The organism is Pseudomonas arcuscaelestis, assembly GCF_016881005.1.
Taxonomy (GTDB): domain Bacteria; phylum Pseudomonadota; class Gammaproteobacteria; order Pseudomonadales; family Pseudomonadaceae; genus Aquipseudomonas; species Aquipseudomonas arcuscaelestis.
Window position 1 is genome coordinate 84,952 of the sequence record NZ_JACOPV010000020.1, and the last position, 23,692, is coordinate 108,643.

The window sequence follows — 23,692 nt, forward strand, 5'->3', positions numbered from 1 at the left end:
TAATACCGCGCCTTCTACACTGAAGTGCCTTTTCACGATTGTCGGGTGACCTTTTGAACCAGCCTTTTTCGGCCCACCAGCCCCCTGCTCCGTTACGTCCCTCGGGTTGTCCGGGGTTGCTGCGCATCGTCCAGGCCAAGGACGGTGGCATCTGCCGGATCAAACTGGCAGGTGGGGCGATATCGGCCGATCAAGCCGATGCCGTTGCCGCTGGCGCCGAACACTTTTCGGCTGGCGAGATAGAGGCCACCAACCGTGGCAACTTGCAGATTCGGGGTATTGGCAGCGAACAAGCCGGGTTGATCCAGATGTTGCTGGCGAGCGGCCTCGGCCCGCGCGATGCCGCCGGTGATGATGTGCGCAACCTGATGCTCAGCCCTACAGCAGGCGTTGATCCGCTGATGCTATTCGATACTCGGCCGTTGGCCGCGCAGGTCCTGGAGTCGCTGGAAACCACCCCGCGCTTGCATGAGCTGTCGGCAAAGTTTGCTGTGCAAATGGATGGCGGCGAAGGGTTGGCAATGCTTGAACACCACCACGACGTGTGGCTGAGCCCTTTGCGCCTGGACGACGAAATCTGGTTGGCGTTCGGGCTGGCAGGCTGCCCGGCAGACGACTCGCCGCTCGGCGCTGTTCCGCTAGCCCAGGGGCATGAACTGGTGCTGGCGGTGTTGAATCGCTTTCTCGACCTGGCCCGGCCGGAGCAGACGCGGATGCGCCACTTGCTGCTCGAGCAGTCGCCAACAGACGTTGTTGCTGGGTTAGGCCTAGAGGTGCGTGCGGATTCGAGCGTGCTGCAATGGCGGCGCAAAACAACCACAGGCGGCAATTACCTGGGCAGTTATCCGCAGCAACAAGCGGGCATGAGCGCTGTTGGCGGTGCCGCACCACTGGGCCGTTTGAGCCCTGGCATGCTACGTGGCGCTGCGTCGCTTGCGCGCACATGGGGCGATGGCACCTTGCGCGTCACGCCCTGGCAGAGCCTGCTGCTGCCCAATATTGCGCAGTGCCAGGTAGACACCGTGCTTAGCGAGCTGGCCCAATTGGGCCTGCTTTGCTCGGCGGATGAAAAACTCGCCCGCCTGGTTGCCTGCACCGGCTCGGACGGCTGCGCCAAGGCTCAGGCCGACACCAAGGGCGACGCGCGTCTGCTGGCCACATTGCTCGCCAGCGGCGCACCGGCCAGCGTGCACCTGAGCGCCTGTCCACGCTCCTGTGCCTTGGCTCATGCCGCCCCGGCAACCCTGTTGGCACAAAGCCCGGGACACTACGACTTATATCTGCGTGACGCAGGCCGGCCGGGCTTCGGCAGCCTGCGCGCACGCAACCTCACACTGAAAGAAGCCGGCGCACTGCTAGACGCCCGCTCACGGAGCACCCTTGATGATTGATTACATCCGCGATGGTCAGGAGATCTATCGCAATTCTTTCGCGATCATTCGAGAGGAGGCTCGGCTCGATCGCATTCCTGCCGATCTGGAAAAACTCGCGGTTCGAGTCATTCATGCCTGTGGCATGGTCGACGCCATCGATGGCCTGCAGTTCTCACCGGGCGCAGGTGCTGCCGGACGCGAAGCCTTGGCCAAGGGCGCGCCGATTCTCTGTGATGCACGCATGGTGTCCGAGGGCATCACCCGTGCTCGCCTTCCGGCGAACAACGAGGTGATCTGCACCTTGCGGGATGAGCAAGTACCGGCGCTTGCCCGTGAACTGGGCAACACCCGGTCGGCGGTCGCCCTGGAGCTTTGGCGCCCGCACCTGGAAGGTAGCGTGGTGGTGATCGGCAATGCGCCGACCGCCCTGTTCTACCTGCTGGAGATGCTCGATGCCGGCGCACCTAAGCCCGCCTTGATCCTTGGCTTCCCGGTAGGCTTTGTCGGCGCCGCCGAATCCAAGGCGATGCTCGCTGCCGATAGCCGCGGCGTACCTTTTGTGATCATGCAGGGGCGCCTGGGTGGCAGCGCCATGGCGGCTGCGGCAGTCAATGCTCTGGCCACGGAGGTCGAATGATGCAGGCGCGTGGACGTTTGCTGGGCCTGGGCGTAGGGCCAGGCGATCCAGAACTGATAACCGTAAAGGCCCTGCGCTTGCTGCGCGAATCGCCGGTGGTGGCGTACTTCGTTGCCAAGGGCAAGCGGGGCAACGCCTTCGGCATTATCGAAGGCCATTTGCAGCAAGCCCAGACCCTTCTGCCGCTGGTGTATCCAGTGACCACCGAGGTACTGCCAGCGCCGCTGTCCTATGAACAGGTCATCAGCGATTTTTATGATGCTGCCAGCCTGGAAGTCGCCGCGCATCTGGACGCCGGGCGTGATGTCGCGGTGATCTGCGAAGGCGATCCGTTCTTCTACGGCTCCTACATGTACCTGCACGACCGCCTTGCCGAACGTTACGAGGCCCAGGTGATTCCAGGGGTCTGCTCGATGCTCGGCGGCGCCTCGGTATTGGGTGCCCCTCTGGTTTACCGCAATCAAAGCCTGTCGGTACTTTCGGGTGTGCTGCCGCATGCCGAGCTCAAGCGCCGCCTGACCGACGCCGACGCGGCGGTGATCATGAAACTAGGACGCAACTTCCCCAAGGTTCGCGAGGTGCTGACCGAGCTGGGCATGGCAGATCGCGCTTTGTATGTGGAGCGCGCGACCATGGCCAACCAGAAGATCGTCGCACTGGATGAGGTCGACCCGCAGTCGTCGCCGTACTTCTCGCTGATTATTGTTCCCGGTGAAAGGTGGCAGGGCTGATGACTCGTAAAGCACCGGCGATTGTCATTCTTGGCAAAGGCAGCCTGGCCACTGCTCGTAAGATCCAGCAGTTGTACCCCGATGCGTTGATCCACGGTCTGCAAGGGCGGGTCGAGGAGGTTGACTGCAGCTACCCGGGGTTCGGCGCTACGCTGCGACAGCTCTATCAACAGGACACACCGATCATCGCCCTGTGCGCCGCAGGCATCGTGATTCGCACCCTGGCAGGGGTGTTACTGGAAAAAGGCGCCGAGCCGCCGGTACTGGCTGTGGCTGAGGATGGCAGCGCGGTTGTGCCTTTGCTCGGCGGGTTGGGTGGGGTCAACGTCATGGCGCGCGAAATCGCTGCCGGGCTGGGCGTCGCCCCGGCGATTACCACCAGCGGAGAGCTGCGTTTCGGTACCTGCCTGCTCAATCCGCCAACGGGCTACGCCCTGGCCGACCTGGAACTGGGCAAACGTTTTGTTTCCGATTTGCTCGCGGGCGAGTCGGTGCGTATCGAGGGGCATGCGCCTTGGTTGGCACAAGCACAATTGCCGCAAAGCGAGCAGGCACAACTGGCTATTCATGTGGGCTGTGACGCACGGGATGTCTCGGCTCAGGAACTCGTTATTTACCCACGGTGCGTACTGGTTGCGGTGAATGCCGCGGTGCCGGAGCTGGCAACCGTGGTGCGTGATGCGCTGCGCGAGCTACGCATTGCCGAACCTGCACTTGCCTGTCTGTTGGCGAGCGACGCATTGATGGCCGATGCGTCGCTGCACGCGGCAGCAGCAGCGTTGGACATACCGCTACGCTTTGCACCCGCCGCCCAGAGCGCCAGTGCGCTGGCAGAGCAGGTCATGCCGCAATTGCTGCCACCGCAGCCGATTACCGATGGTTTGGCCATTCTGGTTGCCAATCAGCCGATCGACCCAGCGCAAATTGGCCGTGCTCGCGGACGACTGGCGGTGATCGGTTTGGGGCCTGGCGCCGCCGAGTTCATGGTGCCAGCAGTCAAGGCCGAGCTGGCCCGCGCCAATGACATTCTCGGTTATGAAACCTATGTGCGCATGGCTGGCCCTTTTCGCGCCGATCAGGTCATGCACTGCACTGACAACCGTGAAGAGATGCAACGTGCCCGGCACGCCTTCGAGCTGGCTGCGCAGGGGCGTTCGGTGGTGGTGGTGTCCTCAGGTGATCCTGGCGTGTTCGCCATGGCTGCTGCCGTGCTGGAAGCGTTGCACGAATCGAGCGATCCGCATTGGCACGCTGTCGACCTGCAGATGCTGCCCGGTGTTTCCGCTTCCCTGGCAACCGCCGCTCAGGCAGGCGCACCCTTGGGTCATGACTTCTGCGTATTGTCGCTTTCGGACAATCTCAAACCCTGGTCGATCATCGAGAAACGTCTGGATCTGGCTTGCCAGGCCGACCTGGCATTGGCGTTCTACAACCCGATCTCGCGCTCGCGACCTTGGCAATTGGGCCGGGCCCTGGAGATCGTTCGCCAGCATCGTAGCGCAGATACCCCTGTGGTACTTGGCCGAGACATTGGCAGGCCAGGGCAGACATTGAAGGTCGTCTCCCTCGGCGAGCTGCAATCGGAGATGGTCGATATGCGCACCATGGTGCTGGTCGGTTCGTCGACCACCTGCGGTTTCGACCGTGCTGACGGTGGACAGTGGGTGTACACCCCGCGCTGGTATCCAGCACAGGATTGAGGTTGCAGGGGAAAGCTTTCGATCCTGATCCAAACAGCTCTCTCGAATAGTGTGGGGCTCCCAGCGATTCGCCCGGGGCTTCATGAAAAGGACTATTCGCTATGACCGAGAAGACAGAAATCCTGATCAGCAACACTGCTGCAGTCGTTGAACAATCGCTGATGGCTTTCGGCGCCGGCATGTCGCTGCAGAGCCGTACCGATGTGAAGAACGCCTACCACTTTGCCTCGCTGGTCGCCAGCAAGCTTTATGACCAGGAAGGCCAGGGTGAGGCGTGGTTCAAGCAGTTTCTCAAAGTCATGCAGGACTGTGGCTGGGTCACCGCTCGTCGGAGCTACGAGCGGGAAAGTGCCTCCACCCAAGCGCTGACAATCGCGGCCATTACCTCTAAGGCCATCGGTGCCATGGGAACCGCTATTCTGGGTGGCGCACCTGGCGAGCTGTTGAGCAAGCTTGCTGGGGATGCCATGGAGAAACTTGGCCTGGTCGCCGAGGCCCAGAAGCTTTTTGATCGCAACGTCAAAAATAGAAGCACCGCCAATATCGGCTTGGCTTCCTGCATTGAGACCAGCGAAGGTGAGGTGGTGCTGGCAATGGGCTGTGTTCACACCAATACCTCAAAGCACGATCTGGATCTGTTTGTACTCGAGTGGAACTGCACCGCCGAGGCGTTCTATACGGGCACTGCCGCATTGTCGTTTAACAAATCCCTCTATGAACGTGTACGCAGCACCATCGAAGACAAGTTGGGCGAGCGTTCCATGGCCAACGTCCTGGATTACGAAATCTGATCGCTCGGGATGGCTTGTGCATGAGTCATCCCGAATGCTCGAACTGATCTGGACAAGGAAGGGACATGAACACAGACAATTATTCGCTATGGATGGCCGGCGGCACCTTGTTGCTGATAGCACCTCAGGTATCGCTCAGCGAACGCCAGGCGGTGTTCGATTCGCTGTTGTATGCGCAACTGGTGGCCAATAAAGCCGTAGGCTCGCGCTTTACTGATTACACCCAATGGTACAGCCGCTATCGCAGCGAACTGTCCGAGCGAGACTGGATTTTGACCCAGCTGTTTCAGAATACGCAGACGCCAAGTGGCCGAGCATCGATGTTGGCGCCGGTCCAGCCCTTGACCTTGTGGTTGGAAGGCCGTCATGCCGGGGCTTCACGTATTGTCGAGCAGGGCTTGGATATGCTTGGGAGAGAGCAGGATGGCCTGGACATTTTTCGGTCATTTACCTTTGACGGCGATGCCAGCGGTACTCGGGTTGCGCTGGAAATTGGCTTGGTGCACCAGGGACCGACTATCGATATGTGCAGCATCGCGTTGCAGACGTCCTCGCAACTGGAGCAAGTGACGATCGAGCAGCCGCTGTACGCCAATACAATTCAGGGCGAGGTACTTATCAAGGGGCAGTCCGCGCAACTGGACTGTGCATTGTTTGCACCGCGCCGCGAAGAGTTGCGCAGGTTGATCGAGCGTAAACAACAGGAACGATGCTACCTGTTGGAATTGGGCAAGAAGCAAGGAGGCAACCATGAATAAGCCCCAAGCTGCAGTAATCGGGGCAGGTCTTGTATCGTTCATGGCTGATGTGTCCTTGGCCCAAAGAAGTTCGGTGAAACTGGCATTACTGCAAGCCGAACAGCAAACCCGCTTTGCCTATGAGCTTGGTCTGATCACGGACTGGTACGGTTACTACAAGAACAAACTGAAGTTTTATGGCTGGGATGCGTTGCCCGCGAGTGAGGTGCATTGGCCAGACAATGATCGATCCGAAATCGTTGATAAGGCACTGCTGGCTATTTCGGCTGTGGCCGGCAGCCATTACGTGAGTGGGATGCAACTGGCCATGCAGGGGCTTGGTTTAAATACCACGGCCAGGCTGCAGTTCGAGCAGCGTACGCGTGAGCAGGGTGTTTTTCAGTTGTTACCCTGTGCACCGGCCCGCAATGGCTGCGTAGATATGGTGGTCTACCACGAAGCGCTCGAGCAGTCGCAGCTCTCTACAGACTTTCTGTTTCGCGAGCGCACACAACAGCTGGTCAAGGCTGAACTGGTGCGTTTCAACGTGCGTCTGTTTGAACAGCAGTTCCGCGCCAAAGTGGAAAAAAGCCTTGAAGCTGTCGCTCTGCGCGAGATTATCGAGCTGCAGATCTAGGGCACCAGATAGCCCTTGATCCCGGTAAAGATAATCTGTGCGGCCAGCGCGCAAACAAACAGACCCATCAAGCGGCTGACAATCTGCAAGCCCTGGTCACCCAGGATCCGTTCGATGCGGTGAGACAGGTACAGCACCAGGCCGACGGTGAAGCTGGCCAGGGCGATGCTGATGATGGCGAGCAGTTTGTCCTCCCATTCCGGATGGCCAACGCCCATCACCAGCAAGGCGCCGATCGTACCCGGCCCAACGGTCAGGGGAATGGTCAACGGGACAATGGTAACGTCTTGCTGCACATTGTCGGTTTGCACCGTGGATTTACCTTGGGCCATTCCTAATGCGGAAATGAACAGCACACTGCCTGCACCAATGCGAAAGGCATCGGCGGTAATGCCGAACACCCCAAAGATGGCCCGGCCAAACAAATACAGCACCACGCTTGCGATCAGCGCCGCAAATGCCACGCGCCAGGCCAATTGCTTGCGCTCTTTGGTGGAGTGGCCGCGGGTCAGACTGATGAAGCACGAGAGCACGAAGAATGGGCTGTAGAGCACAAGCATTTTCATGTAAACGCTGAACAACTCATGGAGCATAGTGGTGGCTCGCGGCAGAAGGGACAGTCAAGCAAGTGTATCAGCGCCTGTCGCGCTCAAGAGGTCGGTATCTCATCGGTTTCGGCTTCTCGGTGTGCAACCCAATGTTCGATCAGTGCACGCAGTTGCGACAGCTCTACTGGCTTGGCCATGTGGCCATCCATACCGGCCAATCGTGCGCGCTCCTTGTGCTCTGCCAGGATGTGCGCAGTCAGGGCTACCACGGGCGTACGCTTGCGCTGAGTGCTGATTTCCCAGATGCGTAGTTGCTGCGTGGCGGAGAAACCGTCGAGCACAGGCATTTCGCAATCCATCAACACCAGGTCATAGCGGTGGGCCTTCATCAACTGCAGCGCTTCTTCACCGTTGCTGGCGGTATCGGGCTCCAGGCTGAGTTTGCCGAGCATGCCGCGGATGACCTTGGTGGAAATACTGTTGTCTTCAGCCACCAGGATGCGGAAGTCACTGGGCAGGTGCAGCAGCGCGCCGAGGTTTACCGGAGCCGGGATGATCGGCTGGTCTTTGCTGCGTTGCGACAGCTCCTCCGCAAGGGTGGTCTTGAGGGTGTAGCCCGCGACCGGTTTGGCCAGGATCCGCTTGACCCCCGCATTACGTGCAATCACCTTGCTTGGCGCATTGCTGATGCCAGTAAGCATGATCAGCAGAATGTCGTGGTTGAGGCTCGGGTCTTCTTTGATCTTGGCGGCCAACTGCATGCCGGTCATGCCTGGCATGTTCTGGTCAAGCAGCACGGCATCGAAGTAATCGCGCAGGTGTGCCTTGGTGCGCAACATGGCCAGGGCTTCCTTGCCGGAAGGCACGGCGCTGACGTTCATGCCCCAGGCACTGCACTGCTGCACCAGGACCTTGCGACAGGTGTCATTGTCATCCACCACCAGTACTCGAGCGCCGCGCAGCGGGACATCGAGGTCGGCTGCAGGCTGTTCCAGGCGTTGAGGGTCCAGCGGCAAGGTCAGCCACAAGGTGTTGCCCAGGCCATGGTTGGCCTTGATACCGAATTCGCCCTGCATCAGGGCAATCAATTGCTTGGCAATGACCAGGCCCAGATGCCCGCCCAGTTTGTTGCTGGAAAGGAAATTCTTGCTGTGCAGTTCGGCCTGCAGCAGCGCTTCACGCTCGCCGGGCGCCATGGCCTCGCCGCTGTCTTGCACAGCGATGCGCAGACGCGGAGAGTTGCCGCGTTGATCGAGTGCAACAACCAGGAGGATTTCGCCTTGCTCGGTCTTTTTCAGGGCGTTTTCCAACAGGCTCAATAGCGCCTGGCGCAGGCGTGTCGGGTCGCCACTGATGACCCTTGGCACTTGTGGCTGGGTGAAACTGATCAGCTCGATATTCTGCTGTTCGGCCTTGGCACGGAAAATACTCAAGCAATCTTCGATCAACGCGTTGAGGTCGAACTGCACATCGTCGAGTTCGATCTGCCCCGATTCAAGTTTGGAAATGTCGAGAATTTCGTTGATCAGGGTGAGCAGTTCGTTGCCTGCACTATGAATGGTCTGTACATAGTCACGTTGCTTGACCGACAGGGGAGTGCCCAGCAGCAACTCGGTCATGCCCAGCACGCCGTTCATGGGCGTACGGATCTCATGGCTGATCTTGGCCAGGAACTCGGCCTTGGCGTTGATTTCGGCGTTGCTGGCTGCCAGTTCGCGACTGGCGCTGGAGCGTTCCTCGCTGATCCGCCGCAAGCGCTCGCTGACTGACAGGTTGAGCAGCAATCCGCTCAGGCTGGTCAAGCCCAGCAGGGTGAACAGCAACCATTGTGTCGGTGTGCGGGTCAGCCCGAGCAGCGCAGGTAGAACCACCAGGCAGCCAAGGTTGAAGAGCAGCATCGCCAAGGCGAACATGCGTGCAGGCGCATAGCCCTTGTACCAGTGGTAACCGGCAATAAGCAGCATGCTCACGCTACCCAGGCCGAACAGCACGTAGGTCATCAGGTTCAGCGGCAGGGTATCGACAAACAGCAGCAGCAAGCCGCAGAGCCCGATCAGGATCATTTCTGCCTGCAGCAGACGGCTCAGACGCGGTTGGCCGCAGGGGGCAAAAAAACGCAGGGTGAAGGTCAGCCCGGCCAGGCTCGCCAGCAACGCCGTAAGGTAGGCTGCCGGGGTCTGAGCTGAGTGCCAGAGGCTCCACCATGGGCCACTGAGGTTGAGCAGGATTAGCGCGCTGAGCAGCATCAACCCGTGATAGGCCGCCAGGCTCAAGCTGGTTGAGGAGCGCGAATAGGCAAAGCGGATGAGGTTGTGCAGCATCAGCATCAGCAGGCAGCCAATCAACAGGCCGAACATCAGGGTCTGGCGTTGGTCTGCGGCGACCTTGGTGGCTGGCTCAAGGCTGATACTGGGGCGCAGTTGGTGCTCGGAAACCAGTCGCAGGTAGACATCCAGTGTGCGCGCACTGTTGGGCAGCGCCAGTTGATGGTCGCTGCTGCGAACGCTCAGTTCGCCGTTATCGGACACCCGGCCATTGTGTATGTGTTTTACCAGGTGATCGCCGTCCAGCGCATACAGGTCCAGGCGGGAGAGGTCCGGAGCAAAGACTCGCAGCAACTGTTCGTGCTGTCCGGGGTCCAGGCGGTAATGCAGCCACAGCGCCTCGTTTGGCGTTGCGGCATCAAGTTGGTCTAGCTGGATTGGGCTAAATTGCGTGCGGTAGCGTTCGGAACGTACGTCACTGAGTTGCAGGCTTGCCTGCTCGTCGAGCAAAACGGCCCAGCCACTGCCTTGTTCGGCCGCAGCCGGAAACAGGCAGAGCATTGTCAGCAAACTGACGGTGAGGCCTATGGCGATCCTGAGCCAACGCACGACGAGATCCCTTCTTAGCAAAGTGCCGAATGATAACTATGCGCGGCGCGCCAAGGTGAAGGCAAGGCCCACGTGGGGCCCTGTCGACAGGCTGGAAGCAGGCCGCCATTGGCAGCGCTGCTTTCTGGCGCTTTGTTACTGCTGATGTTCACCGCGTTCGCGGGCAATGGCGCGGTAGCCGATGTCTGTGCGGTAGAAGCTGCCTTCCCAGCTGACTTCTGCGGCCAGGCGGTAAGCCTGCTGTTGCGCAGCCTCGACGGTTTCGCCCATGGCAGTGGCACAGAGTACCCGGCCACCGGTGGCGACCACGTTGCCGTCCTTCAGGGCGGTACCGGCGTGGAACACCTTGCCGGCCAGTTTGGCGGCAGCGTCCAGACCGTTGATGACAGCACCTTTGCTGTAGTCACCCGGATAGCCGCCAGCGGCAAGGACAACGCCCAGGCTAGGCTGCGGGTTCCACTGCGCTTCGACCTTGTTCAGGGCCTTGGCAAATGCGGCCTCGATCAGCAGCACCAGGCTCGACTCCAGGCGCAGCATGATTGGCTGGGTTTCCGGGTCGCCGAAGCGGCAGTTGAATTCGATGACTTTCGGGTTGCCGGCCTTGTCGATCATCAAACCGGCATACAGGAAGCCGGTATAGACATTACCTTCTGCAGCCATGCCACGCACGGTTGGCCAGATCACCAGATCCATCACGCGCTGATGTACTTCGCCAGTGACTACCGGGGCAGGCGAGTAGGCACCCATGCCGCCGGTGTTCGGGCCGGTATCGCCGTCGCCAACACGTTTATGGTCCTGGCTGGTGGCCATTGGCAATACGTTTTCACCATCGACCATGACGATGAAGCTGGCTTCTTCGCCGTCGAGGAACTCTTCGATAACCACGCGCGAACCAGCTTCACCAAAAGCGTTGCCCGCGAGCATGTCACGTACGGCGTCTTCGGCTTCGGCCAGGGTCATGGCGACGATCACGCCTTTACCGGCGGCCAGACCGTCGGCTTTGATCACGATCGGAGCGCCTTTTTCACGCAGGTAAGCCAGGGCAGGCTCGACCTCGGTGAAGTTCTGGTAGTCAGCGGTAGGGATCTTGTGGCGGGCCAGGAAGTCCTTGGTGAACGCCTTGGAACCTTCCAGTTGGGCTGCGCCCTTGGTTGGACCGAAGCAGTCCAGGCCGCGGCTGCGGAACAGATCAACAACACCTGCAACCAACGGACCTTCCGGGCCAACGATAGTCAGGGCGACGTTCTTTTCGGCGAAGTCGGCGAGTTGTTCCAGGGCAGTGACGTCGATATCGACGTTCTCGCACTTGGCTTCGATGGCTGTGCCGGCGTTGCCTGGAGCGACGAAAACTTTCTCGACTCGAGGATCCTGAGCGACTTTCCAGGCCAGGGCGTGTTCACGACCGCCGCTACCGATAATCAAAATGTTCATGAAGGCTCCTTCGCAGACGCTGCAAGCTGCAAGCTAGAGGATTAAGTAGCCAATACGGCCTTCTGCGTAGCTTGCAACTCTGAAATTTAAGGGGCTGCAACTGCAAGGGGACGCGACGCGATGCGCATTTCTTGCAGCTTGCAGCTTGAAGCGTGTCGCAGGCTCACTCAGTGACGGAAGTGGCGCATGCCGGTGAAGACCATGGCGATGCCGGCCTCGTCGGCTGCAGCAATCACTTCGGCATCACGCATCGAGCCGCCTGGCTGGATCACCGCAGTGATACCCACTTTAGCCGCGTTATCGATACCGTCACGGAACGGGAAGAAAGCGTCCGATGCCATGACTGCGCCTTGGACCTGCAGGCCAGCATGCTCAGCTTTGATTGCAGCGATACGAGCGGAGTTGACGCGGCTCATCTGGCCTGCGCCGACACCGATGGTCTGGCGGTTCTTGGCGTAGACGATGGCGTTGGACTTGACGTACTTGGCCACTTTCCAGGCGAAGATCAGGTCGTGGATTTCCTGCTCGGTCGGCGCACGCTGGGTGACAACCTTGAGGTCATCGGCACCGATCATGCCTATGTCGCGGCTCTGTACCAGCAGGCCGCCAGTTACGCGCTTGAAGTCCCAGGCAGCAGCGCGCTCGGCCGTCCATTCGCCGCAAGCGAGCAGGCGTACGTTGGCTTTAGCGGCTACCACGGCACGGGCTTCGTCGCTGACGCTTGGCGCAATGATCACTTCGACGAACTGACGCTCGACGATGGCCTTGGCGGTTTCGGCGTCCAACTCGCGGTTAAAGGCGATGATACCGCCGAATGCCGATTCGGTATCGGTCGCATAGGCCAGCTCGTAGGCCTGGCGGATACCGCCTTCGGCGTCCGGGCTTACGGCTACGCCGCACGGGTTGGCGTGCTTGACGATGACACAGGCTGGCTTGACGAAGCTCTTCACGCATTCCAGCGCAGCGTCGGTATCGGCCACGTTGTTGTACGAAAGTTCTTTGCCTTGCAACTGCACGGCGGTAGCGATACCGGCCTCGGCAGGCTTGGCTTCGACATAGAACGCCGCGCTCTGGTGCGGGTTCTCGCCGTAGCGCATTTCCTGAGCCTTGACGAACTGGCTGTTGAAGGTGCGCGGGAATTCGCTGCGGCCTTCAGTGCTCAGGGTTTCAGCCGTTTGGTTAACGGTGCCCATGTAATTGGCGATCATGCCGTCGTAGGCGGCCGTGTGTTCGAAGGCCTTGAGCATCAGGTCGAAACGCTGGGCGTAGGTCAGGCCACCGGCCTTCAGGCCTTCGAGCACCTGGGCGTAGTCGCTGGCGTTGACGACGATGGCGACGTCCTTGTGGTTCTTGGCTGCCGAGCGAACCATGGTCGGGCCACCGATATCGATGTTTTCGATGGCGGTAGGCAGGTCACAACCTGGCTTGGAGATGGTGGCTTCGAACGGGTAGAGGTTGACCGCGACCAGATCGATTGGCTTGATGCCATGCTCGGCCATGATGGCGTCGTCGGTGCCGCGACGACCAAGGATGCCACCGTGGATTTTCGGGTGCAGGGTCTTGACCCGGCCGTCCATCATTTCGGCAAAGCCGGTGTAGTCGGCAACTTCCACCGCGGCAACGCCGTTGTCCTGGAGCAGCTTGAAGGTGCCGCCAGTGGACAGGATCTCGACGCCGAGCTGTTGCAGCTCTCGGGCGAACTCAAGAATTCCGGTCTTGTCGGAGACACTGATCAAAGCGCGGCGGATCGGCAGGCGGGTAGTCTGGTCGGTCATTTCAGATTCCATAACGCGGTGGAGTCAGCAAAAAAGGCGACCTCATCGAATGGGAGCCGCCTTTTCTGGTTTGGATGCTTGCTTACAACAAATCGTACTGCTTAAGCTTTTTTCGCAAGGTGCCTCGGTTGAGTCCGAGCAGCTCACTGGCCTTGGTCTGGTTGCCCTTGACGTAATTCATTACGCTTTCGAGCAGTGGCGCCTCGACTTCCGAGAGCACCAGGTTGTACACGTCCGTGACGGCCGCGCCCTCAAGATGGGCGAAATAGTTGTGCAGCGCCTTTTCCACACTGCCGCGAAGGGTCTGACCTTCTTCGCTCGGTGTATTCAGGTGCTGTTTCAGGTTGACGTTGTCGCTCACGGGCGTTGTTCCACTCACTAAAGTCTCGGTCATCATCGTCATGCGGCCACCCCTTGTCCGTCCTCTGTCTCAAGGCTCTGTTCACGATCGCGGAAAAAACCGCGAACGTCGGCGCACTGCGCTTGCGTATCTTCCAAACGATTGAACTGGGCGCGAAACTCCTTGGCGCCCGGAAGCGTTGCCAGGTACCAGCCGACATGCTTGCGGGCGATGCGTACGCCCATCACATCGCCGTAAAAGGCGTGCAGTGCAGTCAGGTGCTCCAGCAAAATGCTTTCCACTTCTTTCAACTGCGGCGCTGGTAATTGCTCACCGGTGCGCAGGTAATGCTCGATCTCGCGAAAAATCCATGGCCGCCCTTGGGCTGCCCGGCCAATCAGCAGGCCGTCGGCTCCGGTCGCGTGAAGCACGTCCCGGGCCTTTTCTGGCGAAGTGATATCGCCATTGGCAAAAACCGGGATCGACACCGCCTGCTTGATTGCAGCGATGGTGTCGTACTCGGCGTCACCGGTGTAAAGGTCGGCGCGGGTTCGTCCGTGTACCGCCAGTGCCTGGATCCCGGCCTGCTCGGCAATCTTTGCCACTATCAGGCCGTTCTTGTTCGCTCTGTCCCAACCCGTGCGGATTTTCAGTGTGACCGGCACATCCACGGCGGCAACTACCGCATGGAGGATCTCACTGACCAGAGCTTCATCTTTCAATAAAGCAGAGCCTGCAGCCTTGTTGCAGACTTTTTTTGCCGGACAGCCCATATTGATGTCGATGATCTGTGCCCCGGCCTCGACATTGGCCCGGGCTGCAGCGGCGAGCATCTGGGCGTCTCCACCGGCGATCTGTACCGAACGTGGCTCGGGATCACCTTCGTGAATCATGCGCAGACGCGACTTGCGGCTGTTCCACAAGCTCATGTCACTGCTGACCATCTCCGACACCACCAGGCCTGCACCCATTCGTCGGCACAGCTGACGAAAGGGTTGGTCCGTAACCCCGGCCATTGGCGCGAGGATCAGGTTGTTCTGCAGTGTATATGGGCCGATGCGTACCGCCGACATAGGAGTTCCCTGTTGTGGGGCCGGATCATTAGAGTTCGAAAAAGGGTGGGCATGATACCCGCTCTCGGTGACCGGATAAAGATAGATTTGGATAAAATCTGAACAACTGCGGCGTTAGGCCGCGAAGTTGTAAGCGCCAAACATCAAGCTGCAAGCCAAGGAAGATCGGCGTATGGCCGAGTTTTCATGTGGCTTGCAGCTCGGCGCTTGTAACCGCCCGATCATTCCGGCGAGCGGAAGCTCAAGCTGTAATTGACCGCCTTGGGCCCCGGATCGAGGATGTCCAGGGCGATGTGGATAGGCACCTGGCTAGGCATCTCACCCTTGCCGGCCAGTTCACCGCTGAGGTACTCGGCGGGTTTGAAGCGTCGGCTGGCAATCAGTTGACCATTGAGGTCGGCGAAACGCAGTTCCAGCAACGGGAACGGCTGGGAGAAGGGCGCACGGTTGTAGATGATTGCATCGACGATCAGGGCGCCATTGAAGTCCGGATGGCTGCGTACCACCAGGTTGCTACTTTTGATCCGCTCGATGTCGACGCGTGACGGCACTTTGCAGCCCACTTGCGGGCAGATCTGCTGGAACCACGGGCGATACTGGTCTTGGCGGGCCAGTTCATCGAAGTGGTACCAGATGTATTGGCCCGCCAGGGCGCCCGCAGCCAGCAGCACCAGCAGGATCCATAGTAGACGCTTGCCCCAGTGCGCCTTGGGTTTCTGCCAGTCCAGTTGCAGGGGGTCGTCGACCAGGTCGAGCAGCGGCTCTTTGCGCGCGGGGCGGCTTGATACTGGGCCCAGGCCAGGTTCGCGGCGCTCGTCAAGATCGCTATCGAGTGCGTCGAGATCGTCCTCGGGCGCTTTGGCCGACAGGCGCTCGCCGGGCATTTCATCGAGATCGTCTAAAATCGGCTGGGGATGATGTGGGGTTTCGTCCAGATCGTCATCGAGGATCTCCGGATCCAGCGACAGCGACGGCTCGGTGCGCTCGCCCGGAGCCGGGGCGAGGTCCAGTGGTTCTTGCTCAATCAACGGCGGCTGTGGCTCGTCGAGCGTTTCGGCCAGGGTTTCGCGCTCACTGGCTGGGGTGCTGAACAGGCTGTCGGGCCAGTGCTGGTCGTCGCTCTCCGGCTCGTCGCGTTGAGCGCTGAGGCTGTCCTCGCGAGGAGGAACAGCCCTGAACTCGGTGGTCGGCTGGATTTCCCGTTGTTCCAGGCGCGCCAGCTCTTGGTCCAGGTCAAGCTGGTCGAGGTCCAGCTCGGCAGCGCTCCATTCGCGCGCACTGGCAGGCGCCGCAGGAGCGGGAACCGGTGTAGGGGCAGGCACAGGCACTGCTGGCTCAACGCTAGTGGGTTCGACCACAGGCTGTTGCGCCGCACTTTGCTCCAACAGCTGTTTGGCGGCGTTGAACACCTGCAGGCAGGCGCCGCAACGCACCACGCCGCGCGCCACGCTCAACTGGTTGTGGTTGACGCGAAAGCTGGTCTGGCAATGCGGGCACTGGGTGACGAAACTATCGGTCATGCGGCGGTCCGGGTTATACAGAAGTTTATTCTAGGCGCGCTTAACGGCGGCGACCACTGATGCGTACCCAGCCGTCACGAACGGTGATCGGGTCGAGATCGAAGTCCTTGGTGTAAGCTGCGGCAACCTCGTCGCCTTGTTCGGCGAGGATTCCGGAAAGTGCCAGCAGTCCACCTGGGCGGACCAGCGTCGATAATTGCGGCGCCAGGGAAACCAGCGGGCCAGCCAAAATGTTGGCGACCAGCACATCAGCCTGCATGGCCGGCATGTGTTCTGGCAGGTACAAGGCGAACTTCTCGTCGGCAATGCCATTGCGCCCGGCATTGTCGCGGGAGGCTTCCAGGGCCTGGACATCGATGTCAGTGCCCACGGCTTCGCGGGCGCCAAGTAGCAGCGAAGCGATGGCCAGAATCCCGGAACCACAACCGAAGTCGAGGACCTGGGCGTCTTTGAGGTCCTGGCCGTCCAGCCACTCAAGGCACAGGGCGGTGGTCGGGTGGGTGCCTGTGCCGAAGGCCAGGCCTGGATCGAGCAACAGGTTGACGGCGTCTGGCTCCGGCGCGGTATGCCAGCTTGGCACGATCCACAGGCGTTGACCGAAACGCATCGGCTGGAAGTTGTCCATCCAGCTACGTTCCCAATCCTGGTCTTCGATGACTTCTGCCTGGTGCTCGGGCAATGCCGCGTCGGTCAGCAATTGCAGGTGGGCGAACACGGCGTCGGCATCGGTATCGGCTTCGAACAGCGCCAGCAGGTGCGTGTGCGACCACAACGGTGTGGTGTTGAGGTCCGGTTCGAAAATCGGCTGATCTTCGGCGTCCATGAAGGTGACCGAAACCGCGCCTACTTCGAGCAGGGCATCTTCATAGGTTTCGGCTTGTTCCGGGCTGATGGCCAGACGTACTTGCAGCCAAGGCATGGCGGGCACCTTTGGAAAAATCTACTGGGGCAGCTCAAGGCTGCGCGAAGCCCGCCAGTTTACTTGAGTGGAGGCGGTTTGTGGAAATGCATCGCCTGCTGCGGTGTGCTGAAAAATCGGGTGCAAAAAAAAGACCCCGGTCAATGGACCGGGGTCTTTTTTACATCACTTGCCGAATCACTCCTGGTTAGCCAGTTTGTGTTCCAGATAGTGAATGTTTACGCCACCTTTGCAGAAACCTTCATCACGCACCAGGTCGCGGTGCAGCGGGATGTTGGTCTTGATGCCGTCGACGACGATTTCGTCCAGGGCATTGCGCATGCGGGCCATGGCTTCGTCACGGTCTTTGCCGTAGGTGATCAGCTTGCCGATCAGCGAGTCGTAGTTCGGCGGTACCGCGTAGCCGCTGTACAGGTGCGAATCGACGCGAACGCCGTTGCCGCCTGGAGCGTGGAAATGCTTGACGGTGCCAGGGCTCGGGATGAACTTGCGTGGGTCTTCGGCGTTGATCCGGCACTCCAGGGAGTGACCACGAATTACCACGTCATCCTGGGTGAACGACAGCTTGTTGCCTGCGGCGATGCTGAGCATCTCCTTGACGATGTCGATACCGGTGACCATCTCCGAAACCGGGTGCTCCACCTGAACACGGGTGTTCATTTCGATGAAGTAGAAACTACCGTTTTCGTAGAGGAACTCGAAGGTGCCGGCGCCACGGTAGCCAATCTCGATGCACGCATCGACACAGCGCTTGAAGACTTCCTGGCGGGCTTTTTCATCGATACCTGGTGCCGGCGCTTCTTCCAGAACCTTTTGGTGGCGGCGCTGCAGCGAGCAGTCGCGATCACCCAGGTGTACGGCATTGCCCTGGCCGTCGGACAGGACCTGGACTTCCACGTGGCGTGGGTTGGTCAGGAACTTCTCGAGGTAGACCATCGGGTTGCCGAACGCAGCGCCAGCTTCGGTGCGGGTCAGCTTGGCCGAGGCGATCAGATCCTCTTCCTTGTGCACCACGCGCATACCGCGACCACCGCCGCCGCCGGCGGCCTTGATGATCACCGGGTAGCCAACCTTGCGGGCGATTTCCAGTGCGGTTTCTTCGTCTTCCGGCAACGGGCCGTCGGAGCCCGGAACAGTTGGGACGCCAGTCTTGATCATCGCGTCCTTGGCTGAAACCTTGTCGCCCATCAGGCGAATGGTATCAGCTTTTGGGCCGATGAAGGCGAAGCCGGAGTTTTCCACTTGCTCGGCGAAGTCGGCGTTTTCCGCGAGGAAGCCGTAGCCTGGGTGAATGGCGGTTGCGCCGGTGACTTCTGCGGCGGCGATGATCGCCGGGATATGCAGGTAGGAGTCCTTGGAGGACGCCGGGCCAATGCAAACCGATTCGTCGGCCAGGCCCAGGTGCATCAGTTCACGGTCGGCCGTGGAGTGTACGGCGACGGTCTTGATGCCCATCTCTTTGCAGGCACGCAGGATCCGCAGGGCAATTTCCCCGCGGTTGGCAATCAGGACTTTTTCCAGCTTCGCAGACATCGTTGGCTCTCCGCGGTTCAAACGATGGTGAACAGCGGCTGGTCGTACTCAACCGGCTGACCGTCTTCTACCAGAATGGATTCGATCACACCGCTGGCTTCAGCTTCGATGTGGTTCATCATTTTCATGGCTTCGACGATGCACAGCGTGTCGCCTTTTTTCACGGTCTGGCCGACTTCGACGAAGGATGGCGAAGTAGGCGAGGCTTTACGGTAGAAGGTGCCGACCATTGGCGAACGAGCAACGGTGCCGTTCAGTTTAGGCGCGGCGGGTGCTTCGGCGGCGGCAGGTGCTGCGGCAGCAGCAGGCGCGGCAACTGGAGCAGCGGCGACTGGAGCCGGAGCGTAATACTGCTGGGCTGGAGTTTTGCTGTGACGGCTGATCCGTACGGATTCTTCGCCTTCCTTGATCTCCAGCTCGTCGATGCCAGACTCTTCCAGCAGTTCGATCAGTTTCTTGACTTTACGGATATCCATTAATCATCAACTCCCAAGGTTCGGTCAGGGGCGTAAATATAAAAACGTGTTAGCAAACGTTTCTTGTGAGCCCCGGCCTACAGGCCAGGTTCTCGTCATCAGGGCTTTGCGTTAGCAGCCAGGTGTTCCAGGGCAGACTCCAGGGCCAGCCGATAACCGCTGGCGCCCAGGCCGCAGATCACGCCTACAGCAACATCTGAAAAGTAGGAGTGATGGCGAAAAGGTTCACGCTTGTGCACGTTAGAGAGATGCACTTCGATGAATGGGATGCTCACAGCCAGCAATGCGTCACGTAATGCGACGCTTGTATGCGTGAAAGCAGCCGGATTTATCAGGATAAAGTCGACACCTTCGCTGCGCGCGGCATGGATGCGGTCGATCAATTCGTACTCGGCATTGCTTTGCAGATACTGCAGGTGATGGCCGGCGGCGCGAGCCCGCTGCTCCAGGTCCTGGTTGATCTGAGCCAGAGTAATGGCGCCATAGACCCCCGGTTCGCGGGTGCCAAGCAGGTTCAGGTTGGGGCCGTGCAGCACCAGAAGCGTTGCCATCTGTGTTTCCTTTTATCGTTAGGCACAAACGTTGCGCGGCGACTATGCCGTAAACCGGCGGGCAGTGTCCAGTTGCCGACAATAGCCAGCACGATGACCGAGATTCACGCCAAATATGTGACTAATTTATTAATTTCGGTCATCGCTGATGGCATTTCAGCAGCCAGAAGAAGTTATAGACCCAGATCGGCGCCAATGCGCGTCAGATGCTCGGCAAATTCGCCGGCGTTTGTCTCACCTACTACCCGAGCGCTGGTTTTTTCGCTGCCGTTCGCATCAAAGAACAAAAGAGCGGGAGGGCCGAACAACTGGTAGCGGTCGAGCAAGGCACGTTGGTCGGCGTTGCTTTCGGTCATGTCGAAGCGCACCAGGGTGTACTTCTCAAGCTGACGTTGCACCGCCGGGGCGGTCAGCACCTCGTGCTCGATGACCTTGCAACTGATGCACCAGTCGGCGTACCAGTCCAGCACCACCGGCTTCGCTGCAGCCTTGGCCTGAGCCAGGGCGCTGTCGAGGGCTGCCGGGGTGGTCACGGTCTGCCAGTCGTTGTGGTTACTGGCCTGGGTGACCGCGCCCGAGGCCGATGCTGTGGCGTGTGGCAAAGGCCGCAGAGGATCGGTCTGGCCACTCAATGCGCCGTACCAGCAGGCCAGGGCATAGACCAGCAGCAAAAGGCCCAGTAATTGGGCCAAGCGCTGGCGCGTGGTTTTTACTGTGAACTCCAGGGCGCCAAGGAACACGGCAACGCCAGCACTCAGCAAACCCACCAGCAGCAGGGTGATCTGGCCAGGCAGTACCCGGCTGAGCAGGCCGATGGCCAAGCCCAGCAATAGCACGCCGATGGCGTTTTTCACGGTAACCAACCAAGGACCGCTTTTCGGTAGCCAGGCCGCCCCGCCTGTCGCGACCAACAGCAGTGGCGCGCCCATACCCAAGCCCAGGGCGAACAGTTTCAGCGCGCCGCCCAGGGCATCGCCACTGGCGCTGATATAGAGCAAGGCTCCGGCCAGCGGTGCCGACACACAAGGTGAAACCAGCAGGCTTGAGAACACGCCGAGCACGGCCGCGCCGAGCAGCGATCCGCCTTTGGTCTGGCCAACAAGTCGTTCGAGACGATGACTGATGGCGTGCGGCAGCTTCAGTTCGAATAGGCCGAACATCGCCAGCGCAAACACAACGAAGAACAGCGAAAACGGCACCAGCACCCAGGCCGACTGCAGGCGCGCCTGCAGGTTCATGCCTGCGCCGAACAGCCCCATCAATGCACCGAGAAGAGCGAAACAGACGGCCATGGGGAGTACGTAGGCCAACGACAGACTGAAGCCGCGCCAACCGCCCACCTGTCCGCGCAGAACCACGCCGGAGAGAATCGGCAGCATGGGCAATACGCACGGAGTAAAGGTCAGGCCGACACCCGCGAGGAAAAACAACAACAGCTCTTTCCAGGTCCAGACCTTTGCCGCTCCCTGCGGCACATCGATGGCAGCAGGTGCGATACCGCTGCCATCGATACTCAGGCGCGCGGTTTCCGGTGGATAGCACAATCCTTTATCGGCACAGCCCTGGTAGCCCACCAGCAAGGTAAAGGGGCGCTGCTCGGTCGCCGGACGGGGAATATCGATATCAAGGATGCCGTGGTAAACCTCGACGTCGCCGAAGAACTCGTCGTGCTTGGCTTCACCCGGCGGGATCAGCGCTGTGCCCAGGGCGATGTCCGCAGGCTCGGTGCGAAACTGGAAGCGATGACGGTACAGGTAGTAGCCATCGGTAGCGACAAAACGCAGTTTTATGGTTTGCGCGTCGCTTTGGATCACGCTCAATTTGAACGCTTCGTGCACCGGCAGGAAGTCGGCGCTGTTGTTCAGGGATGCCGCTCCCAGCGTCGCACTGGGGCGGTTGTCGAGCAGGCCGGCACCGAAGGCGGGTAGGGCCAGGACCAGGAAAATCAGGCAAAACAGGCGGCGCATGGCGGTCTCGCTGTACAGAACAGCCTGCATGATAACGGAGTTTTGCCAGCGCAGCAGGCGGCCGGCGATTTGCGCTCTGGTGGGCACAGGCCTTGCCTGCGCTATGGCACTACAGCCGAAACGCCCGCACTGCGGTGTTCAGCTCGCCGCCCAACCTGAGCAATTGCTCACCCTGTTCACGGCCTTCACCAATGCGTTGAAGGTTGTCTTCGCCCAGATCATGGATGCGCTCGCTGTGGTTGCGAATCTCGCTGACCGCGCCACTTTGCTGCGCGGTTACATCGGCAATGCGCACTGCAGTCGCGGAAATGGTCTGGATCGCTGCGACAATTTCATCCAGTGCGCCATCGGCTGCCTGCGCCTGGCTAGCCGTGGCTTCAGCATGTTCAAGCTGGGCGCGCATACCTTGTACAGAGTCGCGGGCAGCTTGCTGCAAGCGGCCGATCAAGGTCTGGATTTCACCGGTAGCCCCGGTAGTACGCTGCGCCAGTGAGCGCACTTCTTCTGCGACCACGGCAAAGCCACGGCCCATTTCTCCGGCCCGCGCCGCTTCAATCGCCGCGTTCAAGGCCAGCAGGTTGGTTTGCTCGGCAATTGAGCGAATGACGGTGAGTACGCCACCGATGGTGGCCGACTCTTCAGCCAATTGTTCGATCATCTGTGCGTTGCCTTGCACTTCATCAACCAGCGCGTGCAGGCCGGTCAGACTCTGGCCGATCACCACCTGGCTTTGCTGCACCGCATGCCCGGCATCATGGCTGGCGTCGGCGGCATGACTGGCATCGCCAGCCACTTGAGAAATGGTGGCCTCCAACTCGCCCAAGGCATCACGTATCTGCGCGGTGTCAGCGGCCTGGCGTTCGGCACCAGCGTGCAACGCGCTGCTCATACCCGCCAAGGCACGACTACTGCCGGCCACTTGTTCGGCATTGTTGCGAAGGGTCCCGACCAGCTCCACCAGGTACAGGCGCAGGCGATTGAGTGAATCCTGAATGTCGTGCATTTCGCGGTTGCTTTTGCCCAGTGCGATGGCGTCAGCGAAATTACCTTCGGCCCAGCGCGAAAGGGCCGGTGCCAGGTTGGTCAGTACCCGTGCCAGGCGCCGTTGCAGCGTGTCGATCAAGAGCGCGATCACCAGAATCAGTGCAATCATCAGACCTTGGATCAGTCGTACTTCGCCGTTAATCGCGGCGTGCTGGCTGCGTACTTCAGGTTCAAGTGCAGCAATGGACTGTTGCATGGCATCAAGCTGTTGGTGTGTGCGCTCGGCCAGTCCGCTGCGGCGCTGGATTTGCTCGCGGGTGCGCTGCAATTCACCGGGGTAGCGCTTGATCAGGCTGTTCAGCTCGCGCTTTAGCGCAACCCCGGTGTCTTCGGTCTCACCGCTGGCCTGGGTCTCCAGCCCCATGAGGGCAGCAAAGTCATCGGCGTTCGACTCCCGTGCGGCAGTGACGCCAAGCAGCGGCAGTTCATCGAGTGCCTGGGCCTGGGCGAGGATTTGCTGAAGCTCGCGTTCCACCTCGTCCGCCAGCGCGCTACGGCCACTGCTGACCAGCTTGTCGCGGGCAAGCGACAACCGCGAAAGGTGCAGGGATGCCTGGAACAGCGGTGCCCAGTAGCGCGGGGCATCGCTACTGTTGCTGGTTTGAGCGTAGCCGGCCAATTGTTCGAGGCTTGCCCCCAGTTCGCGCTCTGCTTGAAGCAATAACGCCTGCGGATCTCCCGCCAACTTGCCGGCGGCCAGGAGTTCGTTGCCCGCAAAACCCTGCAGGCTGTCCAGGCTTGGTCGTAAAGGCGCGGCCAGCGCTGCCGGGAGTTGCGCAAGCTGCTCTTGCAGCGCAGTGGTCGCCTGGACCGCAGCGGCATGGCGCAAGGCGTCACCGTTGTTGAGGTAGTCGAGGATATTGCGGGCTGCCTGGTTCTGAAACTGCTGCGACAGTGACAGGTAACGCTCCATGATCAGGTAAGGGCGCTCCAGGGCGCGCTGTGACCACCACAATGTAGCGCCCAGGGCGATACAGACGGTTACCAGCAACAGGGTATTGAAATTGGTGAGCAGCTTCAGGCGCATGCGCAGGAT

General features: G+C 60.2%; 20 protein-coding genes. 7 read left to right on the forward strand and 13 right to left on the reverse strand.

The genetic code is table 11. The features are described from left to right. Nucleotides 1-53: 53 nt before the first annotated feature. The 7 genes from cobG to H8F21_RS25895 all read left to right on the forward strand — a co-directional run bounded on the left by cobG (nt 54) and on the right by H8F21_RS25895 (nt 6,606). The gene (gene cobG, locus H8F21_RS25865) at nt 54-1,391 is read left to right on the forward strand and encodes a precorrin-3B synthase (RefSeq protein WP_268963110.1); all 1,338 of its coding nucleotides are present in this window, start codon (nt 54-56) and stop codon (nt 1,389-1,391) included. Beyond that, on the forward strand, nt 1,384-2,010 hold the full coding sequence (locus H8F21_RS25870; RefSeq protein WP_203478886.1) for a precorrin-8X methylmutase: 627 nt from the start codon (nt 1,384-1,386) through the stop codon (nt 2,008-2,010). The genes cobG and H8F21_RS25870 overlap by 8 nt, the downstream gene beginning before the upstream one ends. Then, the gene (locus tag H8F21_RS25875) at nt 2,007-2,741 is read left to right on the forward strand and encodes a precorrin-2 C(20)-methyltransferase (protein ID WP_408004463.1); all 735 of its coding nucleotides are present in this window, start codon (nt 2,007-2,009) and stop codon (nt 2,739-2,741) included. The genes H8F21_RS25870 and H8F21_RS25875 overlap by 4 nt, the downstream gene beginning before the upstream one ends. Beyond that, complete coding sequence (gene cobJ, locus H8F21_RS25880) at nt 2,741-4,441, forward strand: precorrin-3B C(17)-methyltransferase (protein ID WP_203585628.1); 1,701 nt, start codon at nt 2,741-2,743, stop codon at nt 4,439-4,441. Before H8F21_RS25875 ends, cobJ begins: the two co-directional genes overlap by 1 nt. Nucleotides 4,442-4,542: 101 nt before the next feature. Next, on the forward strand, nt 4,543-5,232 hold the full coding sequence (locus tag H8F21_RS25885; RefSeq protein ID WP_203478892.1) for a hypothetical protein: 690 nt from the start codon (nt 4,543-4,545) through the stop codon (nt 5,230-5,232). A 65-nt stretch (nt 5,233-5,297) separates the two neighbouring features. Then, nucleotides 5,298-5,990, forward strand: a complete 693-nt coding sequence (locus tag H8F21_RS25890; protein WP_203585629.1) for a hypothetical protein — start codon at nt 5,298-5,300, stop codon at nt 5,988-5,990. Beyond that, nucleotides 5,983-6,606, forward strand: a complete 624-nt coding sequence (locus H8F21_RS25895) for a hypothetical protein (RefSeq protein WP_203585630.1) — start codon at nt 5,983-5,985, stop codon at nt 6,604-6,606. The genes H8F21_RS25890 and H8F21_RS25895 overlap by 8 nt, the downstream gene beginning before the upstream one ends. Here the strand turns inward: H8F21_RS25895 and H8F21_RS25900 are convergent. The 13 genes from H8F21_RS25900 to H8F21_RS25960 form a co-directional block, all read right to left on the reverse strand. Then, nucleotides 6,603-7,199: a MarC family protein gene (locus H8F21_RS25900; protein ID WP_136478340.1), complete on the reverse strand. Its 597-nt coding sequence runs from the start codon at nt 7,197-7,199 to the stop codon at nt 6,603-6,605. The two genes, H8F21_RS25895 and H8F21_RS25900, sit on opposite strands and share 4 nt — an antisense overlap. Nucleotides 7,200-7,255: 56 nt before the next feature. Beyond that, entirely contained in the window at nt 7,256-10,027 is a 2,772-nt protein-coding gene (locus H8F21_RS25905) for a hybrid sensor histidine kinase/response regulator (protein WP_203585631.1), read from the reverse strand. A 135-nt stretch (nt 10,028-10,162) separates the two neighbouring features. Then, entirely contained in the window at nt 10,163-11,458 is a 1,296-nt protein-coding gene (gene purD, locus H8F21_RS25910) for a phosphoribosylamine--glycine ligase (protein WP_203478901.1), read from the reverse strand. Nucleotides 11,459-11,625: 167 nt separating this feature from the next. Continuing rightward, nucleotides 11,626-13,233: a bifunctional phosphoribosylaminoimidazolecarboxamide formyltransferase/IMP cyclohydrolase gene (gene purH, locus H8F21_RS25915; RefSeq protein WP_136478337.1), complete on the reverse strand. Its 1,608-nt coding sequence runs from the start codon at nt 13,231-13,233 to the stop codon at nt 11,626-11,628. Nucleotides 13,234-13,315: 82 nt separating this feature from the next. Next, entirely contained in the window at nt 13,316-13,636 is a 321-nt protein-coding gene (fis, locus tag H8F21_RS25920; RefSeq protein WP_003186237.1) for a DNA-binding transcriptional regulator Fis, read from the reverse strand. Continuing rightward, nucleotides 13,633-14,646 carry a tRNA dihydrouridine synthase DusB gene (dusB, locus tag H8F21_RS25925; RefSeq protein ID WP_203478906.1) on the reverse strand — a complete coding sequence of 338 codons (1,014 nt, stop codon included), beginning with the start codon at nt 14,644-14,646 and terminating at the stop codon, nt 13,633-13,635. The genes fis and dusB overlap by 4 nt, the downstream gene beginning before the upstream one ends. A 221-nt stretch (nt 14,647-14,867) precedes the next feature. Next, entirely contained in the window at nt 14,868-16,166 is a 1,299-nt protein-coding gene (locus tag H8F21_RS25930; protein ID WP_203585632.1) for a DUF3426 domain-containing protein, read from the reverse strand. Nucleotides 16,167-16,206: 40 nt separating this feature from the next. Next, complete coding sequence (gene prmA, locus H8F21_RS25935) at nt 16,207-17,085, reverse strand: 50S ribosomal protein L11 methyltransferase (RefSeq protein WP_203478908.1); 879 nt, start codon at nt 17,083-17,085, stop codon at nt 16,207-16,209. A 177-nt stretch (nt 17,086-17,262) separates the two neighbouring features. After that, nucleotides 17,263-18,618 carry an acetyl-CoA carboxylase biotin carboxylase subunit gene (accC, locus tag H8F21_RS25940; protein ID WP_203478909.1) on the reverse strand — a complete coding sequence of 452 codons (1,356 nt, stop codon included), beginning with the start codon at nt 18,616-18,618 and terminating at the stop codon, nt 17,263-17,265. A 17-nt stretch (nt 18,619-18,635) separates the two neighbouring features. Continuing rightward, complete coding sequence (gene accB, locus H8F21_RS25945; protein ID WP_203478910.1) at nt 18,636-19,094, reverse strand: acetyl-CoA carboxylase biotin carboxyl carrier protein; 459 nt, start codon at nt 19,092-19,094, stop codon at nt 18,636-18,638. 98 nt (nt 19,095-19,192) lie between these two features. Next, nucleotides 19,193-19,645, reverse strand: coding sequence for a type II 3-dehydroquinate dehydratase (gene aroQ, locus H8F21_RS25950; protein WP_203478911.1), 453 nt, complete (start codon nt 19,643-19,645; stop codon nt 19,193-19,195). Nucleotides 19,646-19,818: 173 nt separating this feature from the next. Continuing rightward, nucleotides 19,819-21,612, reverse strand: a complete 1,794-nt coding sequence (locus H8F21_RS25955; RefSeq protein WP_203478912.1) for a protein-disulfide reductase DsbD — start codon at nt 21,610-21,612, stop codon at nt 19,819-19,821. Between the two features lie 109 nt (nt 21,613-21,721). After that, a complete protein-coding gene (locus tag H8F21_RS25960) occupies nt 21,722-23,683 on the reverse strand; it encodes a methyl-accepting chemotaxis protein (RefSeq protein ID WP_203585633.1) in 1,962 nt (653 codons plus the stop codon). Nucleotides 23,684-23,692: the final 9 nt, after the last annotated feature.